Below are 21516 nucleotides of genomic sequence, written 5' to 3' on the forward strand. Positions count from 1 at the left end.
AGCCCCAAAGTAAGCAAAGGGCTCTGCCCCGCCTGTCGGCACCTCGCCTAGGCTCGGTGTTCCCTCACTCCGGCGATGCTCCGCGGGCCGCCGCGATGGGCCATCCTTGGCCCAGCGCGGCTAAACCGGCGTCCTGCCGGTTTACCCGCTCCGCACCACCTGCGTTCGGCCTCGGGCTTATTGGGGCAGTCAGAGCCAGATCAAGATCAAAAGCAAGAGCACAGCGGCCTACAGGCCGGCTTGAGTGGTAGAAGCCAGATCAAAAGCCAAAGCGAAAACCAAATCTGAAACGGATGCAGCTCTGCTTTTCTGTGGGAGCTGGCTTGCCTGCGATGCAGACACCTCGGTTTTTCAGGTACACCGAGGCGATGCCATCGCAGGCAAGCCAGCTCCTACAGTTGGACCGTGCCCGCTTTAGATTTTGATTTTGATTTTGCCTTTGCTTCACACCACTCAAGCCGGCCTGTAGGCCGCTGTGCTGTTGATCTGCTTTTGATCTTGATCTTAGGCGCCCCGTTAAACCACGCTGGCCGAACGCAGGTGGTGCGGAGCGGGTAAACCGGCAGGACGCCGGTTTAGCCGCGACGGGGCAGGGACGCCCCGTCGCGGCGGCCCGCGGAGTAGTGCCGGAGTGAGGGCACACCGAGCCTGAGCGAGGTGCCGAGTGGTGGGGCAAGAGCCTTTTGGTTACTTTTGGGCTCTTTCAAAAGTGACCCGCTGTAAGAGCGGAACCCATAGCGGCCATCACCCAAATAACGGATATACACCCAACCCCCAAAACCACCCCGCCCAAGATTTTTTCAACCCAAGGGGAATAAACCCAAACCCTCGCCCGTTCTATCCCCAGAACATCTTCAACGAGGGCAGTACGATGGACCTCTCCACCCAAGCGCAACCCCTTGATTTCACAGCGCTGGCCCACCCGATGGGCGACACCGCCCCCTGTGGCGAGAACGTCGAATACGACCCCGACTTCCTCCTGCTGGAAGAAGAAGCCCTGGGCAAACCCGAGGTCCAATACGGCGACACCATCACCCAGGCCATCGAGCCCAACTGGAAACTCGTTGCGTCCCTGGCCTTGCCCCTGATGCAACGCAGCCGGGACCTGCGCCTGGCCATGTGGCTCACCCGCGCCGAGCTTAACCTGCATGGCATCCACGGCCTCAACGCCGGCCTGGGCCTGATCGAAGCCCTGCTGATCCACTGCTGGGACGGCCTGCACCCGCAGCTCGACCCGGACGACGACCACGACCCCCTGCTGCGCATCAATATCCTGGCCTCCCTGTGCGAACCCACCGGTTTGCTGCGCGACCTCCTCGACACCCCACTGGTCAGCACCCGCAGCCTCGGCCAATTCAGCCTGCGGGACCTCGACCAGGCCAGCGGCGAGCAGGGCAGCAGCGACACCCTGGCCCTTATCGATGGCGCATTCGCCGATGCCGAGCCCGACACCCTGCGTGGCATCGAAGCCGCCCTTACCGAAGCCCTGCAACGCAGCCAGCACATCGAACAACGCCTCACGGAAAACGTCGGCGTGGGGCGCGCCATTGACCTCAGCGGCCTGGCCAACGTACTGCGCCGCGCCGCCGAAGCCGTGCGCCGCCGCTTGCCTGCAAGCGAAAACCCGGCAACCGGCGTCGACGCTCACCCGGCAACCGCCGCAGCCCCACAGCCGGCCAGAGGCGAGATCAACAGCCGCGAAGACGCGCGCCAGGCCATCGACCGCCTGTGCACCTATTTCAACACCCACGAACCCGCCAGCCCCGTGCCGTTCCTGCTGCAGCGGGCGAAGAAACTGATCGACAAGAACTTCATGGAATTGCTGCAAGACCTCGCCCCCGACGGCCTTGCACAACTGGCGCTGGTCAGCGGTATCCGCCCCGGCAACGACTGACCTTCCCCTATCAACCCTCACACTGGAGCTATCCCGTGGCCAAAGAAAGCAGTCAAAAGTTCATCGCTCGCAACCGCGCACCACGCGTCCAGATCGAATACGACGTGGAAATCTACGGCGCGGAAAAGACCGTGCAGTTGCCCTTCGTCATGGGCGTGTTTTCCGACCTCTCGGGCAAACCCGCCGAGCCGTTGCCGCCGGTGGCCGAGCGCAAGTTCCTGGAAGTCGATATCGACAATTTCGACGACCGCCTCAAGTCGATGAAGCCACGGGTGGCGTTCCAGGTGCCCAACACCCTGACCGGCGAAGGCAACCTGCCGGTGGAGATCACCTTCGAAAGCATGGACGACTTCACCCCGGCCGCCATCGCCCGCAAGGTGCCGAGCCTCAACCAGTTGCTGACCGCCCGCAGCCAGTTGTCGAACCTGCTGACATACATGGACGGCAAGGTCGGCGCTGAAGAATTGATCGCCAAGCTGCTGAGCGATCCTGCGGTGATGCAAGCGCTGAGCAGCGCGCCCCAACAACCCGAGTAACTGATTTTTCGCTGACTCTGCCGGCGCCTCGTTTGCCCCGGTACGGGGACGCTTTTGCCCAAATTTCAAGGATACCGTCATGTCCACTACGCAATCGGAACAGTCAGGACTGCCACAAGGCGCCGCCGCCTTTGATGCCGGCGACTTCGCCAGCCTCCTGCAAAAAGAGTTCAAGCCCAAGACCGACAAGGCCAAGGAAGCGGTGGAAACCGCCGTGCGCACCCTGGCCGAGCAGGCGCTGCAAGGCACGCACCTGCTGTCCAATGACGTGCTGGGCACCATCGAAGGGCTGATCGCCGCCCTCGACCAGAAGCTCACCGAACAAGTCAATCACATCCTCCACCATGAGGAATTCCAGGGCGTGGAAAGTGCCTGGCGCGGCCTGCATTACCTGGTCAACAACACCGAGACCGACGAGTCGCTGAAGATTCGGGTGATGAACATTTCCAAGAACGAAGTGCACAAGACCCTGCGCAAGTTCAAGGGCGTGGCCTGGGACCAGAGCCCGATTTTCAAGAAACTCTACGAAGAGGAATACGGCCAGTTCGGCGGTGAACCCTACGGTGCGTTCGTGGCCGACTACTACTTCAACAACAGCGCGCCGGATGTGGAGCTGCTGACCCAGATGGCCCGGGTCAGCGCCGCCGCCCACTGCCCGTTGATCACCGCCGCCGACCCCAGTGTGATGTTGATGGAGTCCTGGCAGGAGCTGGCCAACCCGCGGGACCTGACCAAGATCTTCCAGACCCCGGAACACGCCGCCTGGCGCAGCTTCCGTGCCAGTGAAGACTCGCGTTATGTGGGCCTGGCGATGCCGCGCTTCCTGTCCCGCGCACCCTATGGCGCCAAGACCAACCCGGTGGAAGATTTCGACTTCGAAGAAACCACCGACAGCGCCGGCTCCCGGGATTTCACCTGGGCCAACGCGGCCTACGCCATGGCCGTGAACATCAACCGCTCGTTCAAGCATTACGGCTGGTGCTCGCAGATTCGCGGCATCGAGTCCGGGGGCGCGGTGGAAGGCTTGCCGGTGCACACCTTCCCCACGGATGACGGTGGCGTCGACATGACCTGCCCCACCGAAATCGCCATCAGCGACCGCCGTGAAGCGGAGCTGGCGAAGAACGGTTTCATGCCCCTGGTGCACAAGAAAAACAGTGACCTGGCGGCGTTCATTGGCGCCCAGTCGATGCACAAACCCGCCGAGTACGACGACCCGGACGCCACTGCCAACGCCAACCTGGCCGCGCGCCTGCCGTACCTGTTTGCCACCTGCCGTTTCGCCCACTACTTGAAGTGCATCGTGCGCGACAAGATCGGCTCGTTCAAAGAGCGCAACGACATGCAGGTGTGGCTCAACAACTGGATCGGCCGCTACGTGGAGCACAACCCGGCCACTGCCACCGACGCCGACAAGGCCCGCAAACCCCTGGCCGGCGCGGAAGTGGTGGTGGAAGAGATCGAAGGCAACCCGGGTTACTACGGCGCCAAGTTCTTCCTGCGCCCGCACTACCAGCTCGAAGGCTTGACCGTGTCCCTGCGCCTGGTCTCCAAACTGCCGTCGACCAAGGCTTCTTGATAACACCTTCCTACCCCAACCAAGGTACTGACCATGATCCTGCTTAACTTTAAAGGCAAACAAATCAAAGGCACTTCCACTGTCGAGGCGCACAAGGACTGGATCACCATCGACGCGATCCAGATGGGCGTCGGCCGGGCGATTTCCACCAGCGGCGGCGGTGCCGACCGTGACACCAGCAACCCGTCGTTCTCGGAAATCTCCCTGACCAAGGCCACCGACCTGGCCTCGGCCGACCTGTTCATGGAAGCGGTGTGCGGCAAGAGCCTGGGGGATGCCGAGATCCACTTCATCCAGACCGGCGGCCCGGACAAGAAGCAACAGGTGTTCCTCAAGATCATCCTGGGCAAAGCCATCATCAGCTCCTACTCCGCCAGCAGTAACGGCGAACGCCCGAGCGAAACCATCTCCATCAACTTCACCACCATCAGCTACGAGTACGACTCCTTCACCGGCGACACCGTGATCACCGGCACACCGAAGAAGTGGGACCTGGAAGCCAACGCCAAAATCTGACCCCGCTGCCGCCCCCCTGTAGGAGCCGGCTTGCCGGCGATGAGGCCGTTGAACCGTTCGGTGTTCTCGAGATGGCCATCGCCGGCAATCCGGCTCCCGCAAGGTGGCGCGTTCAAGTGATGGAGATTCATATGACCCCGATTCAAGGCCAACCCCATGGCTGAACTCACCAGCCGCGAACGCCTGCAGCCGTCCTTGCTCGATCGCCTGAGCGATGACGACACCGAGCACGCCGTGGAGCCCCGTGACAAGCGCATCTTGTCCATGACCGGCCTGCGCAAGGCGGTGCTGCGCGATCTGGGCTGGCTGCTCAACAGCACCAGCCTGGGCAGCTTTCGTGAACTCGGTGGTCACCCCCTGGCCGCGCAATCGGTCATCAATTTTGGCTTGCCGGATTTGTCCGGCAAGACCGCCGCCGGCCTCGACCGTGAAGAACTGGCCCGGCGCATCCGCCAGGCCATCTGGGATTTCGAACCCCGGATCCTGCGCGACAGCCTGCGTGTGGTGCCGCTGGGCACCAGCGCCATCCCCAACCAGATGGCCTTTGAAATCCACGGTGAACTCTGGGGCCAACCGCTGCCCGAGCGCCTGTACCTGAAGACTGAACTGGACCTGGAAGCCGGTGAAGCCAGGGTCTTTGATATCGAGACAAGGGACGTGCGGTGAACGCCAAACTGCTGCGCTATTACGAACGTGAACTGGCCCACCTGCGGGAAGTCGGCGGTGAATTCGCCCGTGACTACCCCAAGGTGGCCGGCCGCCTGGGGCTGGAGACCTACGCCTGCGCCGACCCTTACGTCGAGCGCCTGCTGGAGGGTTTCAGCTTCCTGGCCGCGCGGGTGCAACTGAAGATTGACGCCGAGTTCCCGCGCTTTACCAATCACCTGCTGGAGCTGGTGTACCCGCAATACCTTGCGCCCACGCCGTCGATGGCGGTGGTGCAATTGCAGCCGGACATGAGCGAGGGCAGCCTGGCCGCCGGCTTCAAGGTGCCGCGTGGCACGGCCCTGCACAGCCAGTTGGGCAAGGGCGACCAGACTGCGTGCGAGTTTCGCACCGCCCATGACGTGACCCTGTGGCCGGTGGAGCTGGCCGAGGCGCGGTACTTTGCCTGTGGCAGCCAGGTCGCGGGCATCGACCTGGCGCGCCTCGGCGGGGTGAAGGCCGCGCTGCGCCTGCGGTTGCGCGCAGGCGCCGGGATGACCTTCAGCGACCTGGCCCTGGACACGCTGGCGCTGCACATCCGTGGCGGCGAAGCCTTGCCTTCGCGCATCCTCGAACAACTGCTGGCCCAGGCCGCCGGGGTGCTGGTGATGCCGGTGCAGGAGCATGTGGACTGGCACCAGTTCCTGCCCAGGACCGCGATTCGCGGCCTCGGCTACAGCGACGAAGAAGCCTTGCTGCCCACCGGCGCCCGGTCGTTCCAGGGCTATCGGCTGCTGCAGGAGTACTTCGCCATGCCCCAGCGTTTCCTGTTTGCCGAGCTGGGCGGGCTGGCCAGCAGCGTGAGCCGCTGCACCGCGGAACAACTGGACGTGATTGTGCTGTTCAAGAAGCTCGACCCGCTGCTGGAACAGAGCCTCAACGCCGCCAACTTCGGGCTGTATTGCACCCCGGCGATCAACCTGTTCCCGATGCGCACCGAGCGTGTGCACCTGTCGGACCAGCAGTCGGAATACCACGTGATCCCCGACCGCACCCGGCCGATGGACTACGAGATTTACCAGGTCGAAGGCGTCACCGGTTATGGCAGCGGCGCCGAGGCGAGCCAGACGTTCGAGTCGTTCTACCGGGCCAACGACCTGCATGCGCGCACGCCGCCCAAGGCGTTTTACCAGGTGCGCCGGGACACGCGGCTGCTCTCGGAACAACAACGCCGCCAGGGCCCGCGCTCCAGCTACATCGGCAGCGAATTGTTCCTGTCCCTGGTGGACGCCCAGGAGGCGCCGCACCGCAGCAGCCTGCGCCAATTGGGCATCGACACCCTGTGCAGCAACCGTGACCTGGTGCTCAGCATGCCGGTGGGCAGCGGCAAGACCGACTTCAGCGTGGAGTCTGGCGCGCCGGTGCAGGCCGTGCGGTGCGTGGCCGGGCCCACGGTGCCGGCGCCGTCGTTTGCCGAAGGTGAAACGGCCTGGCGGCTGGTCAGCCACTTATCCCTCAACTATTTGTCGTTGCTCGACCAGGACAAGGAGCAGGGCGCCAGCGCCTTGCGTGACCTGTTGCGCCTGTATTGCCGGATTGACGACGAAGCCGCTCACAAGCAGATCGAAGGCCTGCGTTCGGTCAGTGCCGAAAGCATCGTGCGCCGTCTGCCGTTGCCGGGGCCAATCACCTATGGCCGTGGCTTGCAGATCAGCGTGACCCTCGACGAATCAGCGTTTGAAGGCAGCGGCGTGTTTATCCTCGGTTCGGTGCTGGAGCAGTTTTTTGCCAAATACGTGTCGCTTAATTCCTTCACTGAGACGGTGATCAAAGGCACCGCCCGTGGGGTGATCATGCAGTGGCCGGCGAGGGTGGGGCGATGCGAGATCCTCTGAGCCTGCTCAGCGCCCTGGAAGCGCACCCGGCGCGGTTCGATTTTCACGGGGCCCTGCGTCAGCTGGAGTGTGCCTTCCCGCACCTGCCACGCATCGGCCAGGCGGCGCGCCCGGCGGATGAAGCGGTGCGTTTCGGCCAGCAACCGTCCCTGGCATTCGAACCGGCAATGATCGCCAGCCTCATGCCGGGCGCCACGCCGAAATTGCTGCTGAATTTTTTCGGTTTGCTGGGGGCGAACGGGCCGTTGCCGATTCACCTGAGCGAATACATTCGCGACCGCCAGCGCAACCTCAATGACCCGACCCTGGCGGCGTTCTGCGACGTGTTCCATCACCGGCTGATCAGCCTGTTCTACCGCGCCTGGGCCAGCGCCCAGCCGGCCGTGAGCCTGGACCGTCCGCAGGCGGACCGCTTTGCGCAGTACCTGGGTTCACTGATCGGCATCGGCATGCCGTCGCTGCTGGGCCGCGACACGGTGCCGGACGTGGCCAAGCTGCATTTCGCCGGGCGCCTGGGCCCGCAGACCCGCAATGCCGGCGGCCTGGCGGCATTGCTGACGGACTACCTGCAAGTGCCGGTGCAGGTCGAGCAATTCGTCGGCCACTGGATGACCTTGCCCGCCGATGGCCTGTGCGCCCTGCGCAGCGGGCCCGACGCGCCGGTGTTGGGCCAGACCACGGTGATGGGCAAGAAAGTCTGGAACACCCAACACAAATTCCGCCTGTTGATCGGCCCGCTGGACCTGGAACAGACCCGCCGCCTGCTGCCGGGGGGCGACAGCCTCAAGCGCGTGCAGGACTGGGTGCGCCAATACGTCGGCCTGGCCATGGACTGGGACGTGAACCTGATCGTCAAGAAAGAACAACTGCCTGGCTTGCGCCTGGGGTCTGCGCCGTTGGGCTGGACCAGTTGGCTGAGCAGCAAGGCGCCCCTGGCGGATGACCGGCAATTGCTGATCAACCCGCGCATTTCTCACACTTCTCAAGGACCTGCCCATGGCTGATATCAGTCGCGTCGCGCTTTTCGGCAAACTCAACAGCCTGTGCTACCGGGCGATTGAAAGCAGTACTGTGTTCTGCAAGATGCGCGGCAACCCCTACGTGGAACTGGTGCACTGGTTGCAGCAGATCCTGCAACTGACCGACTCCGACCTGCAGCGTCTGATCCAGCATTACTCGCTCGACCCGGCCGTGCTGGCGCGAGACCTGACGGCGGCCCTGGACCGCTTGCCCCGTGGCTCGACCTCGGTCACTGACCTGTCGTCCCAGGTGGAGGAAGCGGTGGAGCGCGCATGGGTCTACGCGACCCTGATGTTCGGCGAGTCCCAGGTGCGCTCCGGGCATTTGCTGCTGGCGCTGCTGAAAACCCCGGGCTTGCGCAATGGCCTGTATGGCGTGTCCCGGGAGTTCAACAAGATCGGCATCGAAGACCTGAGCGAACAATTCACTGCACTGCTCAAGGACTCGCCCGAGGCGCAGATGACCGCCAGCGATGGCTTCCAGGTGCCCGGTGAAGACGCCGGCGCCCTGGCCCCGGCGGCCATGGGCAAGCAGGAAGCGTTGAAGCGCTTTACCGTCGACCTCACCGCGCAGGCGCGAGATTCGAAGATGGACCCGATCGTCGGCCGCGACGAAGAGATTCGCCAGGTGATCGACATCCTGATGCGCCGGCGCCAGAACAACCCGATCCTGGTGGGCGAGGCCGGCGTGGGCAAAACCGCTGTGGTCGAAGGCTTTGCCCAGCGCATCGCCCGGGGCGACGTGCCGCCGAGCCTCAGGGACGTGCAATTGCTGGCCCTCGACGTGGGCTTGCTGCAGGCCGGGGCGAGCATGAAAGGTGAGTTCGAACAGCGCCTGCGCTCAGTGATCGACGAGGTGCAGGCCAGCGTCAAACCGGTGGTGTTGTTTATCGACGAAACCCACACCCTGGTGGGCGCCGGCGGTGCCGCCGGGACGGGCGATGCGGCCAACCTGCTCAAGCCTGCGCTGGCCCGTGGCGCCTTGCGTACCATCGGCGCCACCACCTTTGCCGAGTACAAAAAGCACATCGAAAAGGACCCGGCCCTGACCCGGCGTTTCCAGACCGTGCAGGTCGATGAGCCGGACGAAGCCCGCGCGTTGTTGATGTTGCGGGGCATCGCCCAGACCATGCAGCAGCACCATCAGGTGCAGATTCTCGACTCGGCCCTGGAAGCGGCGGTGCGTTTGTCCAACCGCTACATCCCGGCGCGCCAATTGCCAGACAAGGCTGTCAGCCTGATCGACACCGCCTGTGCCCGCGTCGCCATCAGCCTGCACGCCACGCCAGCCGAGGTGGATGACAGCCGCCGCCGGATTGAATCCCTGGAAACCGAACTGGCGATCATCGAGCGCGAAACCGCGATTGGCGTCGATACCGTCAGTCGTCGCGCGTCCGTCGAGGCGTTGTTGGTGACTGAGCGCGAACGCCTGGATGGCCTGGAAAGCCGCTGGGACAACGAACTGGCACTGGTGGAACAGATTCTGCGCCTGCGCAGCCAACTGGCAGACGCCACCGAGGGCGAAAGCGGCCTGGCGGAGTTGCGTCAACTGCAGGACGAACTGGCGGCGCAGCAGGGCGAAAACCCACTGGTGCTGATCAGCGTCGACGAACAGGCGGTGGCCTCGGTGGTGCAGGACTGGACCGGCATTCCGGTAGGCCGCATGGTCAAGAACGAAATCGAAAACGTGCTGCGCCTGGCGGATCGCTTGTCCCAGCGCATCATCGGACAAAACCACGCCCTGGAAATGATCGCCCGGCGCATCCAGACCTCCCGCGCCGGCCTCGACAACCCCGGCAAACCGGTGGGCGTGTTCATGCTTGCCGGCACCTCTGGCGTGGGCAAGACCGAGACCGCGCTGGCCCTGGCGGAGTCGTTGTATGGCGGTGAACAGAACGTCATCACCATCAACATGAGCGAGTACCAGGAAGCCCACACCGTCTCCACCCTCAAGGGCGCGCCACCGGGTTACGTGGGGTACGGCGAAGGCGGTGTACTGACCGAAGCGGTGCGGCGCAAGCCCTACAGTGTGGTGCTGCTGGACGAAGTGGAGAAGGCTCATCCGGATGTGCACGAGCTGTTTTTCCAGGTGTTCGACAAGGGCTGGATGGAAGACGGCGAAGGCCGGATCATCGACTTCAAGAACACCCTGATCCTGCTCACCACCAACGCCGGTACCGCGTTGATCAGCCGCCTGTGCCGCGACCCGCAGGCCATGCCCGCGCCCGATGACATCGCCAGGGCGTTGCGCGAGCCGCTGCTGGAAGTGTTCCCGCCTGCCTTGCTCGGGCGCCTGGTGGTGATCCCGTATTACCCGCTGAGCGACGCGATGCTCGGCAGCATCATCCGCCTGCAATTGGGCCGTATCGCAAAACGCATCAGCGAAGGCCACAAGGTCCCGTTCACCTTCAGCGACGAAGTGGTGCACCTGATCGCCAGCCGCTGCACCGAACTGGAAAGCGGCGGGCGAATGATCGACGCGATCCTGACCAACTCGATGTTGCCGGCCATCAGCACTGAATTCCTCAACCGCCTGCTGGCGGGCACGCCGGCGACGCGGGTGCAGGTGAGCGTAGACGCCGGTGAATTTGCTTACGTGTTCGAGGAGCAGTGAACCAATGCCTTATGTAGCGTGGAAAACCCCGATTGCGATGAAGTGGTTCCGGGTCGCGAAGTTCAAGCAGCGCTCGCAACTGACCAAGAATCCTTACCTGCAAGCCATGCCCAGCCTGGCCGGCGGCGCCTGTGTGGGCGCGACCTTCGCCTGGTTGAACCGGCACCTGCAGGCGCCGGCCGAGTCGGCCACCCACCGGTGTGCGTTCCTGAGCCGGGACGACACCTGGTGCCGGATCGAAAGCTATTGCAGTGCATTCAATACCACCCTGATCCTCGATAACACCCGGCGCATCAAGGCAAACCTGCCGAACATCTGCGGCCTGACCGACAGCTCGTCGGTGGAGGCCCAGGGCTTCGAGGGACTGGCGACCCTGGCCCAGCACATCGACAGCACACAACCGGGCTACTACGTCTGGCTGTTCACCTTTGAAGGGGGCGGGCCTTCCCACGTCTGCGGTATCTACGCCGACCGCAACTGCATGACGTTCTTCGACCCCAACTCGGGTGAGTACCGCGTGGGCCCCACCCGCAAGCTCGATTTTTTCAAGATGCTCTACAAGCACTACCTCAATTACCTGTCGGGCGCGGGTGTGCGCAAGGAAATGAAGTTTGACGAGCACTACCTGGTGCAACTCGGCGCTTGAGTGGGAAATCAGCCGCGCCACGGAATAAACCCGTGCGCCCGGCTGTTGTGTCTACGTTCCTCAACTCTCAGGGAGACACACGATGCCCCGGATCAATAGTGCATTCAGCTGCCGCAAAGTGGACTTTCAAGCATTCCGCGAAGCCCTTGGCGAGGCCGGCATGCTGGCGGAGTCGCCCGCCGCGCAGGAAGTCATTGCGACCATGAACACCATCAGCACCGCACGCTCCAACGACACCCCGCAAGAGCAAGCCAAGGTTGCGTATTTCGCCGCCTATGAGGGCGAGGATGCGGTGGGGTTGATGGTGATGTTCAAGGAAGGCCCCACCTGGAAGATCGAAGACGTGTTTGCCGGAGTGGCGGGCAGCGGGCTGGGCTCGACCCTGGCGGCGTTTGGCATGGACTACGCGATCAGTGACTACGGCAACAAACCCAATTGCGAGATTCGCCTGACCTCCCTGGATGCGGCCTCGTGTGCGTTCTGGAAAAAGATGGGCTTTGTGATGCTGCCTGGGGTCGCAAGCGGACACGGCGGCATGATTTACCGCGTGCCCAACTCCCGCCCGACCACACCGCTCTAGGTAGAAAACCACCATGGCAACCACCCAAACCCGGCGCGAAATCCAGGTCACCAGCGTGCTCGGCGCCGATGTGCTGCTGTTCCGGCGCATGCAGGCCCGGGAAGGCCTGTCGCAGCTCAGCGAATACACGCTTGAGCTGTACAGCGAACGCGCCGACCTGAATATCGACGACCTGCTGGCAACCCAGATGAGCGTGGCGGTGGACCTGCCCAAGGGCGGCAGCCGCTATTTCAGCGGGCACGTCAGCCACTTTTCGTTTACCGGACGCCAGGGCCGTTTTGCCACGTACACGGCGGTGTTGCGTCCGTGGCTCTGGTTTTTGACCCTGGCCACTGACTGCCGGATCTTCCAGGAACTGAGCGTGCCGGACATCCTCAGGCAGGTGTTCGCCCCGTACACCATCGCCGATGTCGATACCTCGGGCCTGAGCGGCAGCTACAAGGCGCTGACCTACTGCGTGCAGTACCGCGAAAGCGACTTCAATTTCGTCAGCCGCCTGATGGAGCAGGAGGGCATCTACTACTTCTTCAAGAGCGCGGCCGGGCGCCACACCCTGGTACTGGCCGACTCTTATGGCGCCCATTCACCGACACCCGGGTATGCCCAGGTGCGCTTCATGCCCGCCGAAGACCACACCATGCGCGAGAGTGAAGTGATCTACGACTGGCGCATGAGCGGTGACGTGGAACCGGGTGGCTACACCTTGCAGGATTTCGACTTTGAAAAGCCGTCGGCCAACCTGGTGGCCAAGTCCACGCTGGCCGGCAGCTACCCGCAGGCGCGCCACGAACGCTACGACTATCCGGGCAAGTACACCGAGCGCAAGCAGGGCGAAACCTATGCGCGCACGCTGATCGAGTCCCTGCACACCGGCACTCAGCGGGTCACCGGCGCCACCCGTGCCCGGGGCTTGTTTCCCGGGGCACTGATGACCCTGACCGAACACCCGCGCAGCGAGCAGAACGCCCAGTTCCTGTTGCTGGAGGCGCGTTATGCGTTGTCCTCGGACACCTACGAGCCGACACCGCCGGCCCATCCCGCGCCGGTGCTGACCTGCGACTTCACCGCCTTGTCCAGGCAGCAGCAGTTTCGCGCGCCGTGCAGCAGTCGCAAACCGCTGATGCAGGGCCCGCAGACCGCCAGGGTGGTGGGCAAGCAGGGCGAGGAAATCTGGACCGACAAATACGGGCGGATCAAGGTGCAGTTCCACTGGGACCGCGAGGGCAAACAGGACGAAAACAGCTCGTGCTGGATTCGCGTAGCCCAGGGCTGGGCCGGCAAACGCTGGGGCAGCCTGTTCACCCCGCGCATCGGCCAGGAAGTCATCGTGAGCTTTCTGGAGGGCGACCCGGATCAGCCGCTGGTCACCGGCAGCGTCTACAACGCCGAGACGATGCCGCCGTATGCCCTGCCGGAAAACGCTACCCGCTCGACGCTCAAGAGCAACTCGTCCAAGGGCGGCGGTGGCTACAACGAGCTGCGTTTTGAAGACAAGAAAGGTTCGGAGCAGGTGTTCCTGCACGCCCAGAAAAACCTCGACCAGCGCGTGCTCAAGGACTCCCTGGACTGGGTCGGTGGCGACCGCCATTCCAAGGTCGACCAGGACCTGCGGGAGAAGGTCGGCGGCGACCGGCACTCTTCGGTGGGCGGGCATCGCAATGAGAAAGCCACCGGCGATGTCTCGATGTCGGCCGGCACCAACATGATCATCAACGGCGGCCTGAAAACCGGCGTCACGGCCGGCATGGACATGTACATGAAGGGCGGCATGAACGTGGTGATCGAGGCGGGGGCGACCATCACCCTGAAAGTCGGCAGCACCTTCCTGACCCTCACGCCGGCCATGATCATCGCCTCGACCATTCCGATCCCGCTGCCCGAGGCCGCCTCTGCGGCGACTGCGCTGGCGCTCACCGCTGCCACCGGCCCTGCCGGGGTGCCGCTACCACCGAAGGAGGCCGACGATGGCAAGTAACCCCGTGAATTTGATTCTGCTGGTCCGCAGCTACCGCGACCAACCCATGCCCGGTGACGTGATCTGCCGGTTTACCGACGCCGGTGGTTCGATTGGCCGTGGCCCGGACAACGACCTGACCCTGGACGACCCGGGCAAATACATCTCCCGCATCCACGCACGCCTCGAATGGCGCGGCGAGCAGTTCTACCTGACCGACACCGGCAGCAACCCCAGCCTGGTCAACGAACGCCCGCTGGGCAATGGCCGTGAGCGGGCGCTGGAGGAGGGCGACCGCCTGGTGATCGGAGATTACGGGCTGGAAGTGCGTCTGGAGCAACCGGTGGCCGAGGTGCAGGACGACGCCCTGGCCACACGCATTTTGCCCCCGTTGTTCGTGCCGCCGCCTGCGCCCGTGGCCGCACCGTTGCCACCGCTGGAGGTGTATCGCGAGCCTGAGGTGGTGGCGCCGGTGGTGCTGCATGACGCCCTGGCCGGGGCGAGGATTCTGGAGGGCGAGTCGTTGTTTGATGGGGCCGTGCCGCTGTCTGACCCGCTCGGGTTGAACCTGGCAGGACGGGTGGAACCACTGTTTCGCGGCACCGAAAGCGACCACGTGGCGCCGCAGATGCAGGCGTTTGTGATGCCGGTGATGCAGGTGGAAGCGCAGGTGATCCCTGATGACTACGACCCGTTGCTGGGTGTCTCCACACTCCCTGTAGGAGCCGGCTTGCCAGCGATGGACGTTAACGATGACGCGGGCTTGCAGGATGAACGTGTCGCGCTTGAGCCTTTCGCGAGCAAGCTCGCTCCTACAGAAGAGCGGGCAGTGCCAACCGGGGACGACGCCGTCTTCCAGGCCCTGCTCCAAGGCCTCGGCCTGGAAAACCTGCACACCACCCGCACCCCGGTCGAACTGGCCCACCTGGTGGGCGAGCTGCTGCGCACCGCCACCGGCGGCACCATGGCGGTGCTGATGGCCCGGGCCCTGACCAAGCGCGAAAGTCATATCGACATGACCATGATCGGCGCCCACTCCAACAACCCGCTGAAGTTTTTCCCCGACCCCCACAGCGCCCTGACCCAGATGCTCACCGCCGATTCCCCGGCCTATATGCGCCCGGTCAAGGCCATGGGCGCGGCATTCGACGACCTGAAGGCCCACGAGCTGGCGGTGATCGCCGGCATGAAAGCGGCGCTGGGCGCGGTGGTGCAGCGTTTTGACCCGGCCCGGGTCGAGCAACGCCGCACCACCCACGGCGCCCTCGACAAATGGATGCCGGCCCGGCGCAAGGCACGCTTGTGGGACCGCCTGGTGGAGCGCTACGAGGACCTCGCGCGGGATGCCGATGAGGACTTGCAGCGCCTGTTCGGTGAGTTGTTTTCGGTGGCTTATGAAGAGCAGGTCGCGCGGTTGCGCACCGGCCAATGAGAAGAATTTATGTCCTGGAATAACAAAGTAGTCTGGTCCGAAGGCATGTTGCTGCAACCCCAGCACCTGCAACAACACGACCGTTTTTTGCAGGCCCAGCTTGAAGCCCGGGTCGGTACCTTGCGGGCCTACGCCCATGGTTTTTCAACGCTGCACATCGACCCGCAGCAATTGGCCCTCGGTAAGTTGTCGTTGCTGTCCTACAGCGGCGTGTTGCCCGACGGCACGCCGGTCGGCCAGCCGTTCGACGATGAAATGCCGCTGCCCCTGGAGATCCCCGCAGACGCCCGTGACCTGAAGGTGGTGCTGGCGCTGCCGAGCCTGCGCCCCGGCGTGGCCGAGGTCGACGACAACCCCGGCTTCGAAAACTTCGCCCGTCACCGCAGCAGTGAGTACGAAGCCTGGGACAGCAACGGCCTGGACAGCAGCGCCCTGATGAGCATCGGCAAACTGCGCCTGCGCCTGGCGTTTGAAGGGGACGTGGCCGATGCCTACACCACCCTCGGCATCGCCCATGTGGTGGAAAAACGCGCCGACAAAACGGTGGTGCTCGACCGCGATTATTGCCCGCCCTGCCTGGACATCCGTGCCGCCGAGCGCCTGGGCGCGTTTGTCGACGAATTGCTCGGCCTGTTGCAGCAGCGCGGTGAAGCCCTGGCGGCCCGCCTGAACCGGCCGGACGGCAGCGGCGCGGCGGAGATTGCCGACTTCCTGCTGCTGCAAGTGCTCAACCGCAGCCAGCCGTTGGTGCGCCACCTGGCGGCCATGCGCGGCCTGCACCCGGAGCAGTTGTACCGCGACCTGACGGCCCTGGCCGGCGAACTGGCGACCTTTACCCAGGCCGACAAACGCGCCTCGGCCTACCCGGTGTATCGCCATGACGCGCTGGCCGAGACCTTCGCTCCGGTGATGCTCGACCTGCGCCGCTCGCTGTCGACGGTGATGGACGCCCGCGCCATCGCGATTCCCCTGGAAGAGCGCCAATACGGGATTCGCGTGGGGGTATTGCCCGACCAGGAGTTGCTGCGCTCGGCCACGTTCATCCTCGCGGTGCAGGCGCAAATGTCCGCCGAGAGCGTGCGCAACGGCTTCCCGCCGCAGGTCAAGATCGGCTCGGTGGAGAAGATCCGCGACCTGGTCAATCTGCAACTGCCGGGCATCGGCCTGCGCCCGCTGCCGGTGGCGCCACGGCAACTGCCGTTCCACGCCGGCTTCACCTATTTCGAACTCGACCGCAGCAGCGACTACTGGCAACAGCTGAGCAATTCGGCGGGGTTTGCCATGCACATCGCCGGGGTCTTCCCGGGGCTGGACATGCAGTTCTGGGCCATTCGGCGCTAAGGCAAGGTGACTGACGTGAATGACACTTTCGATAGCACCCAGGACCCGGACCGCACCCTGCTGATCCCAACGCCGGGCGGGCGGCGGGTTGCGCCTGCGGTGGCGCCCGTGGCCGACGTGCAGAGCGCCGCCGTGGTGCTCAAGGGCCTGGGCCTCAACCCGCTGGTGAGGGCCGCCAACCTGTTGCTCGACCTGGTGGTGCCACTGCGCATGCTGACCGCCATGCCCGACATGGAAAGCCTGCGCCAGCGGCTGATCCAGGCGATGCAGGCGTTCGAGGCCCAGGCCCGGGCCAGCCAGGTGGACGTCGAAACCGTGGCGGCGGCGCGTTACGCGCTGTGCACCCTGGTGGACGAAACCATTTCCAGTACGCCGTGGGGCGCGGGAGTGTGGGGCAGCCGCAGCCTGTTGGTGACCTTTCACAATGAAGCCTGGGGCGGCGAAAAATTCTTCATGATTTTGCAGCGCCTCAGCCAGGACTCGCGCACTCACATCGACGTGCTGGAGCTGATGTATTTGTGCATGGCCCTGGGGCTGGAAGGGCGTTACCGGGTGTTGGACCGCGGCCTGGATCAGCTGGGCCTGTTGCGGGAACGCTTGCTGCAACTGATCAACCAGCAACGCGGCAACCGTGAGCAGGACTTGTCGCCACGCTGGCGCGGCGCCGAAGCGCCCCAGGCGTCGATGTTGCGCCAGGTGCCGGTGTGGGTGCTGGCGGCGGTGGCGTCGGTGCTGCTGCTGAGTGCGCAGTTGACCTACAACTGGCTGCTTAACCGCGCTTCCGATCCGGTGTTCGCGCAACTGGGGGCGATCCGTGTGGTGTCGCCGCTCAAAGTGGCGGCGCCCGCCACGCCTGCGCCGGTGCGCCTGTCGGGGTTCCTCGCGCCGGAAGTCGCCCAGGGCCTGGTCACGGTGAAAGACAGCGCCGACCGCTCGGTGATTACCCTGCGCGGCGACGGTGTATTCGCTTCCGGCAGTGCCGAAGTGGCGAGCAATTTCGACGGTTTGCTGGCCCGCATTGGTGATGCGCTGGCAACGGTTCCGGGGGATGTGGTGGTGGTCGGGCATACCGACAATGTGCGGCCTTCGGCGACTTCGCGGCTGGGTTCCAACTTTGATCTGTCCCAGGCCCGGGCCAAGACCGTTGCACGCTTGCTCGCGCAACGGGCGGGGCCGGCCGAGCGTTACCGCAGCGAAGGCCGGGGTGAAACCGAACCCCTGGTACCCAATGATTCAGCGGCCAATCGTGCACGCAACCGCCGTGTCGACATCACCGTGCTGATCCCTTCCCAGGCGCAATAGACCATGAACCTGTCCTCGTTTTTTTCGTTGTTATGGTCGCCGGTGGAGCGCTTCATCCTGTGGTTGCTCAAGCCGTGGTTGCTGTCGCTGATCGGCGTGGCGCTGTTGTCGCTGCTGGTGTGGTACGAAGGCCCGCTGCTGGCGTTCAATGGCAGTGAGCCGTTGGCCCCGGAAGCCCGGCGCTGGGGCTTGATCAGCGTGTTTGTGCTGGTGTGGGCGGGCTATTTTGCCTGGCGGTTGTGGCGTGCCTGGCGGGCGAATCGCGGGTTGATGGCGGGGGTTGCCGAAGCGCCGGCGGGGGTACGCGAGTCCCAGGCCGAAGTGAATGAACTGGGCGAGCGCATGCGTTCGGCCATGGCGGTGCTGCGCAAGGCCAACCCCGGCTGGAAGATGAGCGGGCAGTACCTGTATCAGTTGCCGTGGTACATGTTTGTCGGCGCGCCGGGCAGCGGCAAGACCACCGCGCTGACCCATTCCGGCCTGCAATTTCCCCTGCGCGAAGCCATGGGTTCCGGGGCCATCGGCGGGGTGGGCGGCACCCGGCATTGTGACTGGTGGTTTACCGATGAAGCGGTGTTGCTCGACACGGCGGGGCGCTACACCACCCAGGACAGCTACACCGAAGTGGACAAGGCGGCCTGGGGCGGTTTCCTCGACCTGCTGAAAAAACACCGGCGCCAGCGCCCGGTCAACGGGGTGATCGTGGCCCTCAGCGTCAGCGACCTGTTGCAGCAAACCGAAGCCCAGCGCCAGGCCCAGGCCTTGGCGATTCGGGCCCGGATCAATGAGCTGTATGAACGTCTGGGCCTGCGGTTTCCGGTGTACGTGATCATCACCAAGTGCGATTTGCTGGCGGGTTTTTCGGAGTTTTTCGAGACCTTTGGCCGGGAGGAGCGGGCGCAGGTATGGGGTGTGACGTTCCCGTTGCAACAAGACCCGAAAGCCGACAGCAGCCTGGCGTCGTTCCCCGCCGAATTCGATGCCCTCGAACGCCAGCTCCAGGGCCGGGTACTGGAGCGGGTGCAACAGGAGCGGGACCTGTCGCGCCGGGCCTTGCTCTACAGCTTCCCGCAACAGTTCGCCAGCCTGGGCGAAGGGCTCACGCGGTTTCTCAACAGCGTCTTCGAGGCCAACCGTTATCAGGAACCGGCGCTGCTGCGGGGCGTGTACTTCACCAGCGGCACCCAGGAAGGTAGCCCGATTGACCGGGTACTCACCGCCCTGGCGGCCTCATTTGGCCTGGGCCGCAAGGTGCTGGCGCCGAATGTCGCCAGTGGCCGCAGTTACTTCATCACGCGTTTGCTGCGGGAAGTGATCTTCAAGGAGGCCGGGCTGGCCGGCGTCAATCATCAGGAAGAGCGTCGCCGCCGCTTGCGGGCGCGGGGCGGGCGGATCGTCGCCGGGGCGGCGTTTGTCCTGCTGTTGCTGGGCATGACCATCAGCTACAACCGCAACCTGCAATTGATCGCCGACTCGGCCACCGCCGCGACCAACGTCGCGCAACTGGCCAAGGAACTGCCGGCCGAAGGCGACGTGCTGGTGACCTTGCCGTTGCTCAATGCCGCCCGCGCGCTGCCCGGTGGCTACAGCGAGGGCGACACCAGCGTGCCGCTGCTCAGCCGCATGGGCCTGTACCAGGGCAACAAGCTGGGCGCGGGCGCGGTGACTTTGTACCGCCGCCTGTTGCGCAGCACCTTGCTGCCGCACATCGTGGCGAACATGGAAAACGCCCTGCGCCGGGGCGACGCCAGCAACCAGGAGTTCCTCTACGAAACCCTGCGCGCCTACCTGATGCTGGGTGAGCGGCAGTTCTTTGATGCCGCGTCTGTGCAGGCGTGGGTCGATGTCGATTGGCGTCGCGAGCTGCCCCAGGCCACCCCGGCGCAGTTGCAGCAATTGTCCGATCACGTCTCGGCGCTGCTGGAGGCCGACGATGAAGCTGAACCGGTGCCACTCGACAGCGCCCTGATTGCCAAGGTGCGCCTGGCCCTGGCGAGTATGCCGCTGTCCCAGCGCATCTATAACCGGGTCAAGCGCCAGGTGGATCAGGAGCATTTGCCCGAACTCAGCGTGAATGGCGCGGTGGGCCGGGATGTGTCGTCGCTGTTCACCCGGGGCAGTGGCGAGCCGTTGTCCCGTGGGGTCAGCGGCGTGTACCGCATCGCCGGCTACCGCGAGCTGACCGACAAGACCCCGCAAGCCGTGGCTGACATGGCCAAGGACAGCTGGGTGCTGGACCGTCAGGAGTCGGCGCAGATCGCCGGCGGCAGCGCTGCCATGCAAGCCGCGGTGCTGGAGCTGTACTACGCCGATTACATCCGCCAATGGGACACCTTCCTCGCCGATGTGCACCTGGTGCCGTTGACCAGCCTCGGCCAGGCGTCCCTGGTGACCAACGTACTGGCGGCAAACGATTCACCGCTGCGCGCGTTGCTGCTGGCGGTGGCGAAGGAAACCACCCTGGAAGGCGCATTGACCTCGGCCGCCAGCAAAGACACCGACCAGCGCGTGCGCGACAAAATCGCCGCCGCCACGCAAAAGCTCCAGGCGGCCCTGGGCAACGACGCCCCGGCCCCGGCGACGGATGCCGGCGCAAACCCGGTGGACCAGCACTTCGCCGCGCTCCATCGCCTGGTGGGCAACGGCACCCGCCCGCAACCGGTGGATGAGGCGCTGGCTGCGCTGAAAGACGCCGGCCAGTACTTCGACAGCGCCGATGCCGCCCGCCGCAGCGCCGCGCCGGCACCCACCGGTGAAGTGCTGGAGCGTTTGAAACGTGCCAGCGACACCCAGCCGGCACCGTTGTCGACGTTGCTGCGGGATGTGCAATCCGGCGGCGCCGCGCTGACCCTGGGCAACGAAAAGGCCCGGCTGAATGCGTTGTGGGAAGCCTCCGGCGCACCGTTCTGCCGGGCGGCGATTGCCGATCGTTATCCATTGGTGCGTAGCTCCAGTCGCGATGCCACCGCCGATGACTTCGGCAAATTCTTTGGCCCGGGCGGGCTGATGGATGATTTTTTCAGCAAGAACCTCGCGGCCTATGTCGACATGAGCGGCAGCCAATGGCGCTGGCGCTCCAGCGGCGTGACGCCGTTGAACATCTCCCAGGACGTGCTCAACCAGTTCCAGCGCGGGGCGCGCCTGCGGGACATGTTCTTCGTGGCCGGGGCACGCCAGCCGTCATTGCGCTTTGACCTGAAAGCCCTCAGCGCCGACCCGGCGTTGACCAAGGTCACCCTGGACATCGACGGCCAGCCGGTGGTGTACGACGCGGGCAACGTGGCGGACTTCACTAGCATCAGTCTGCCGAGCGGCAAGGCCGGTGGTCTGGTGCGGCTTGAAGCGACCCCCGCGCTGGTCAGCCCGCTGCGAGCCGATGGCCCGTGGGGTTGGCTGCGGATGATGGACAAGGCGGCGGTGAGTGCCCAGGGTGAGTTGCTGCAATTGACGTTCACTGTGGAAGGGCATCGGGTGGTGTATCAACTGCGGGCCAGCAGTGTGATCAACCCGTTCCGGCGTGATGCGCTCGAGGCGTTTCACTGCCCGACGACGTTATAGGGATT

15 protein-coding genes are annotated in these 21516 nt (G+C 64.6%); all 15 read left to right on the forward strand.

What is annotated here, in order from left to right; genetic code table 11:
• The first annotated feature begins 871 nt into the window (after positions 1-871).
• Complete coding sequence (gene tssA, locus P3C29_RS29725; protein ID WP_275966145.1) at positions 872-1894, forward strand: type VI secretion system protein TssA; 1023 nt, start codon at positions 872-874, stop codon at positions 1892-1894.
• Between the two features lie 35 nt (positions 1895-1929).
• Positions 1930-2430 (forward strand): type VI secretion system contractile sheath small subunit, encoded by a 501-nt coding sequence (gene tssB / locus P3C29_RS29730; RefSeq protein ID WP_010175161.1) that lies wholly within the window; start codon positions 1930-1932, stop codon positions 2428-2430.
• A gap of 79 nt (positions 2431-2509) precedes the next feature.
• Positions 2510-4009: a type VI secretion system contractile sheath large subunit gene (gene tssC, locus P3C29_RS29735; RefSeq protein ID WP_010175159.1), complete on the forward strand. Its 1500-nt coding sequence runs from the start codon at positions 2510-2512 to the stop codon at positions 4007-4009.
• A gap of 33 nt (positions 4010-4042) precedes the next feature.
• A complete protein-coding gene (locus P3C29_RS29740; RefSeq protein WP_010175157.1) occupies positions 4043-4525 on the forward strand; it encodes a type VI secretion system tube protein Hcp in 483 nt (160 codons plus the stop codon).
• Between the two features lie 156 nt (positions 4526-4681).
• The gene (gene tssE, locus P3C29_RS29745) at positions 4682-5191 is read left to right on the forward strand and encodes a type VI secretion system baseplate subunit TssE (protein ID WP_010175155.1); all 510 of its coding nucleotides are present in this window, start codon (positions 4682-4684) and stop codon (positions 5189-5191) included.
• Positions 5188-7065, forward strand: a complete 1878-nt coding sequence (gene tssF, locus P3C29_RS29750; protein ID WP_275966146.1) for a type VI secretion system baseplate subunit TssF — start codon at positions 5188-5190, stop codon at positions 7063-7065. Before tssE ends, tssF begins: the two co-directional genes overlap by 4 nt.
• Positions 7050-8069, forward strand: coding sequence for a type VI secretion system baseplate subunit TssG (gene tssG / locus P3C29_RS29755; protein ID WP_275966147.1), 1020 nt, complete (start codon positions 7050-7052; stop codon positions 8067-8069). The genes tssF and tssG overlap by 16 nt, the downstream gene beginning before the upstream one ends.
• Entirely contained in the window at positions 8062-10698 is a 2637-nt protein-coding gene (gene tssH / locus P3C29_RS29760) for a type VI secretion system ATPase TssH (RefSeq protein WP_275966148.1), read from the forward strand. The genes tssG and tssH overlap by 8 nt, the downstream gene beginning before the upstream one ends.
• 4 nt (positions 10699-10702) lie before the next feature.
• Positions 10703-11344: a hypothetical protein gene (locus P3C29_RS29765; protein ID WP_275966149.1), complete on the forward strand. Its 642-nt coding sequence runs from the start codon at positions 10703-10705 to the stop codon at positions 11342-11344.
• 82 nt (positions 11345-11426) lie between these two features.
• Positions 11427-11924: a GNAT family N-acetyltransferase gene (locus P3C29_RS29770; RefSeq protein ID WP_010175146.1), complete on the forward strand. Its 498-nt coding sequence runs from the start codon at positions 11427-11429 to the stop codon at positions 11922-11924.
• A gap of 13 nt (positions 11925-11937) precedes the next feature.
• The gene (locus tag P3C29_RS29775; protein ID WP_275966150.1) at positions 11938-13899 is read left to right on the forward strand and encodes a type VI secretion system tip protein VgrG; all 1962 of its coding nucleotides are present in this window, start codon (positions 11938-11940) and stop codon (positions 13897-13899) included.
• A complete protein-coding gene (tagH, locus tag P3C29_RS29780; protein WP_275966151.1) occupies positions 13889-15310 on the forward strand; it encodes a type VI secretion system-associated FHA domain protein TagH in 1422 nt (473 codons plus the stop codon). The genes P3C29_RS29775 and tagH overlap by 11 nt, the downstream gene beginning before the upstream one ends.
• A gap of 9 nt (positions 15311-15319) precedes the next feature.
• Positions 15320-16651, forward strand: coding sequence for a type VI secretion system baseplate subunit TssK (gene tssK, locus P3C29_RS29785; protein WP_275966152.1), 1332 nt, complete (start codon positions 15320-15322; stop codon positions 16649-16651).
• 15 nt (positions 16652-16666) lie between these two features.
• A complete protein-coding gene (gene icmH, locus P3C29_RS29790; protein ID WP_201123062.1) occupies positions 16667-17953 on the forward strand; it encodes a type IVB secretion system protein IcmH/DotU in 1287 nt (428 codons plus the stop codon).
• A 3-nt stretch (positions 17954-17956) separates the two neighbouring features.
• Positions 17957-21511: a type VI secretion system membrane subunit TssM gene (tssM, locus tag P3C29_RS29795; RefSeq protein ID WP_169387799.1), complete on the forward strand. Its 3555-nt coding sequence runs from the start codon at positions 17957-17959 to the stop codon at positions 21509-21511.
• Positions 21512-21516 lie beyond the last annotated feature (5 nt).

This window comes from Pseudomonas sp. 1912-s, from assembly GCF_029269205.1.
GTDB lineage: Bacteria > Pseudomonadota > Gammaproteobacteria > Pseudomonadales > Pseudomonadaceae > Aquipseudomonas.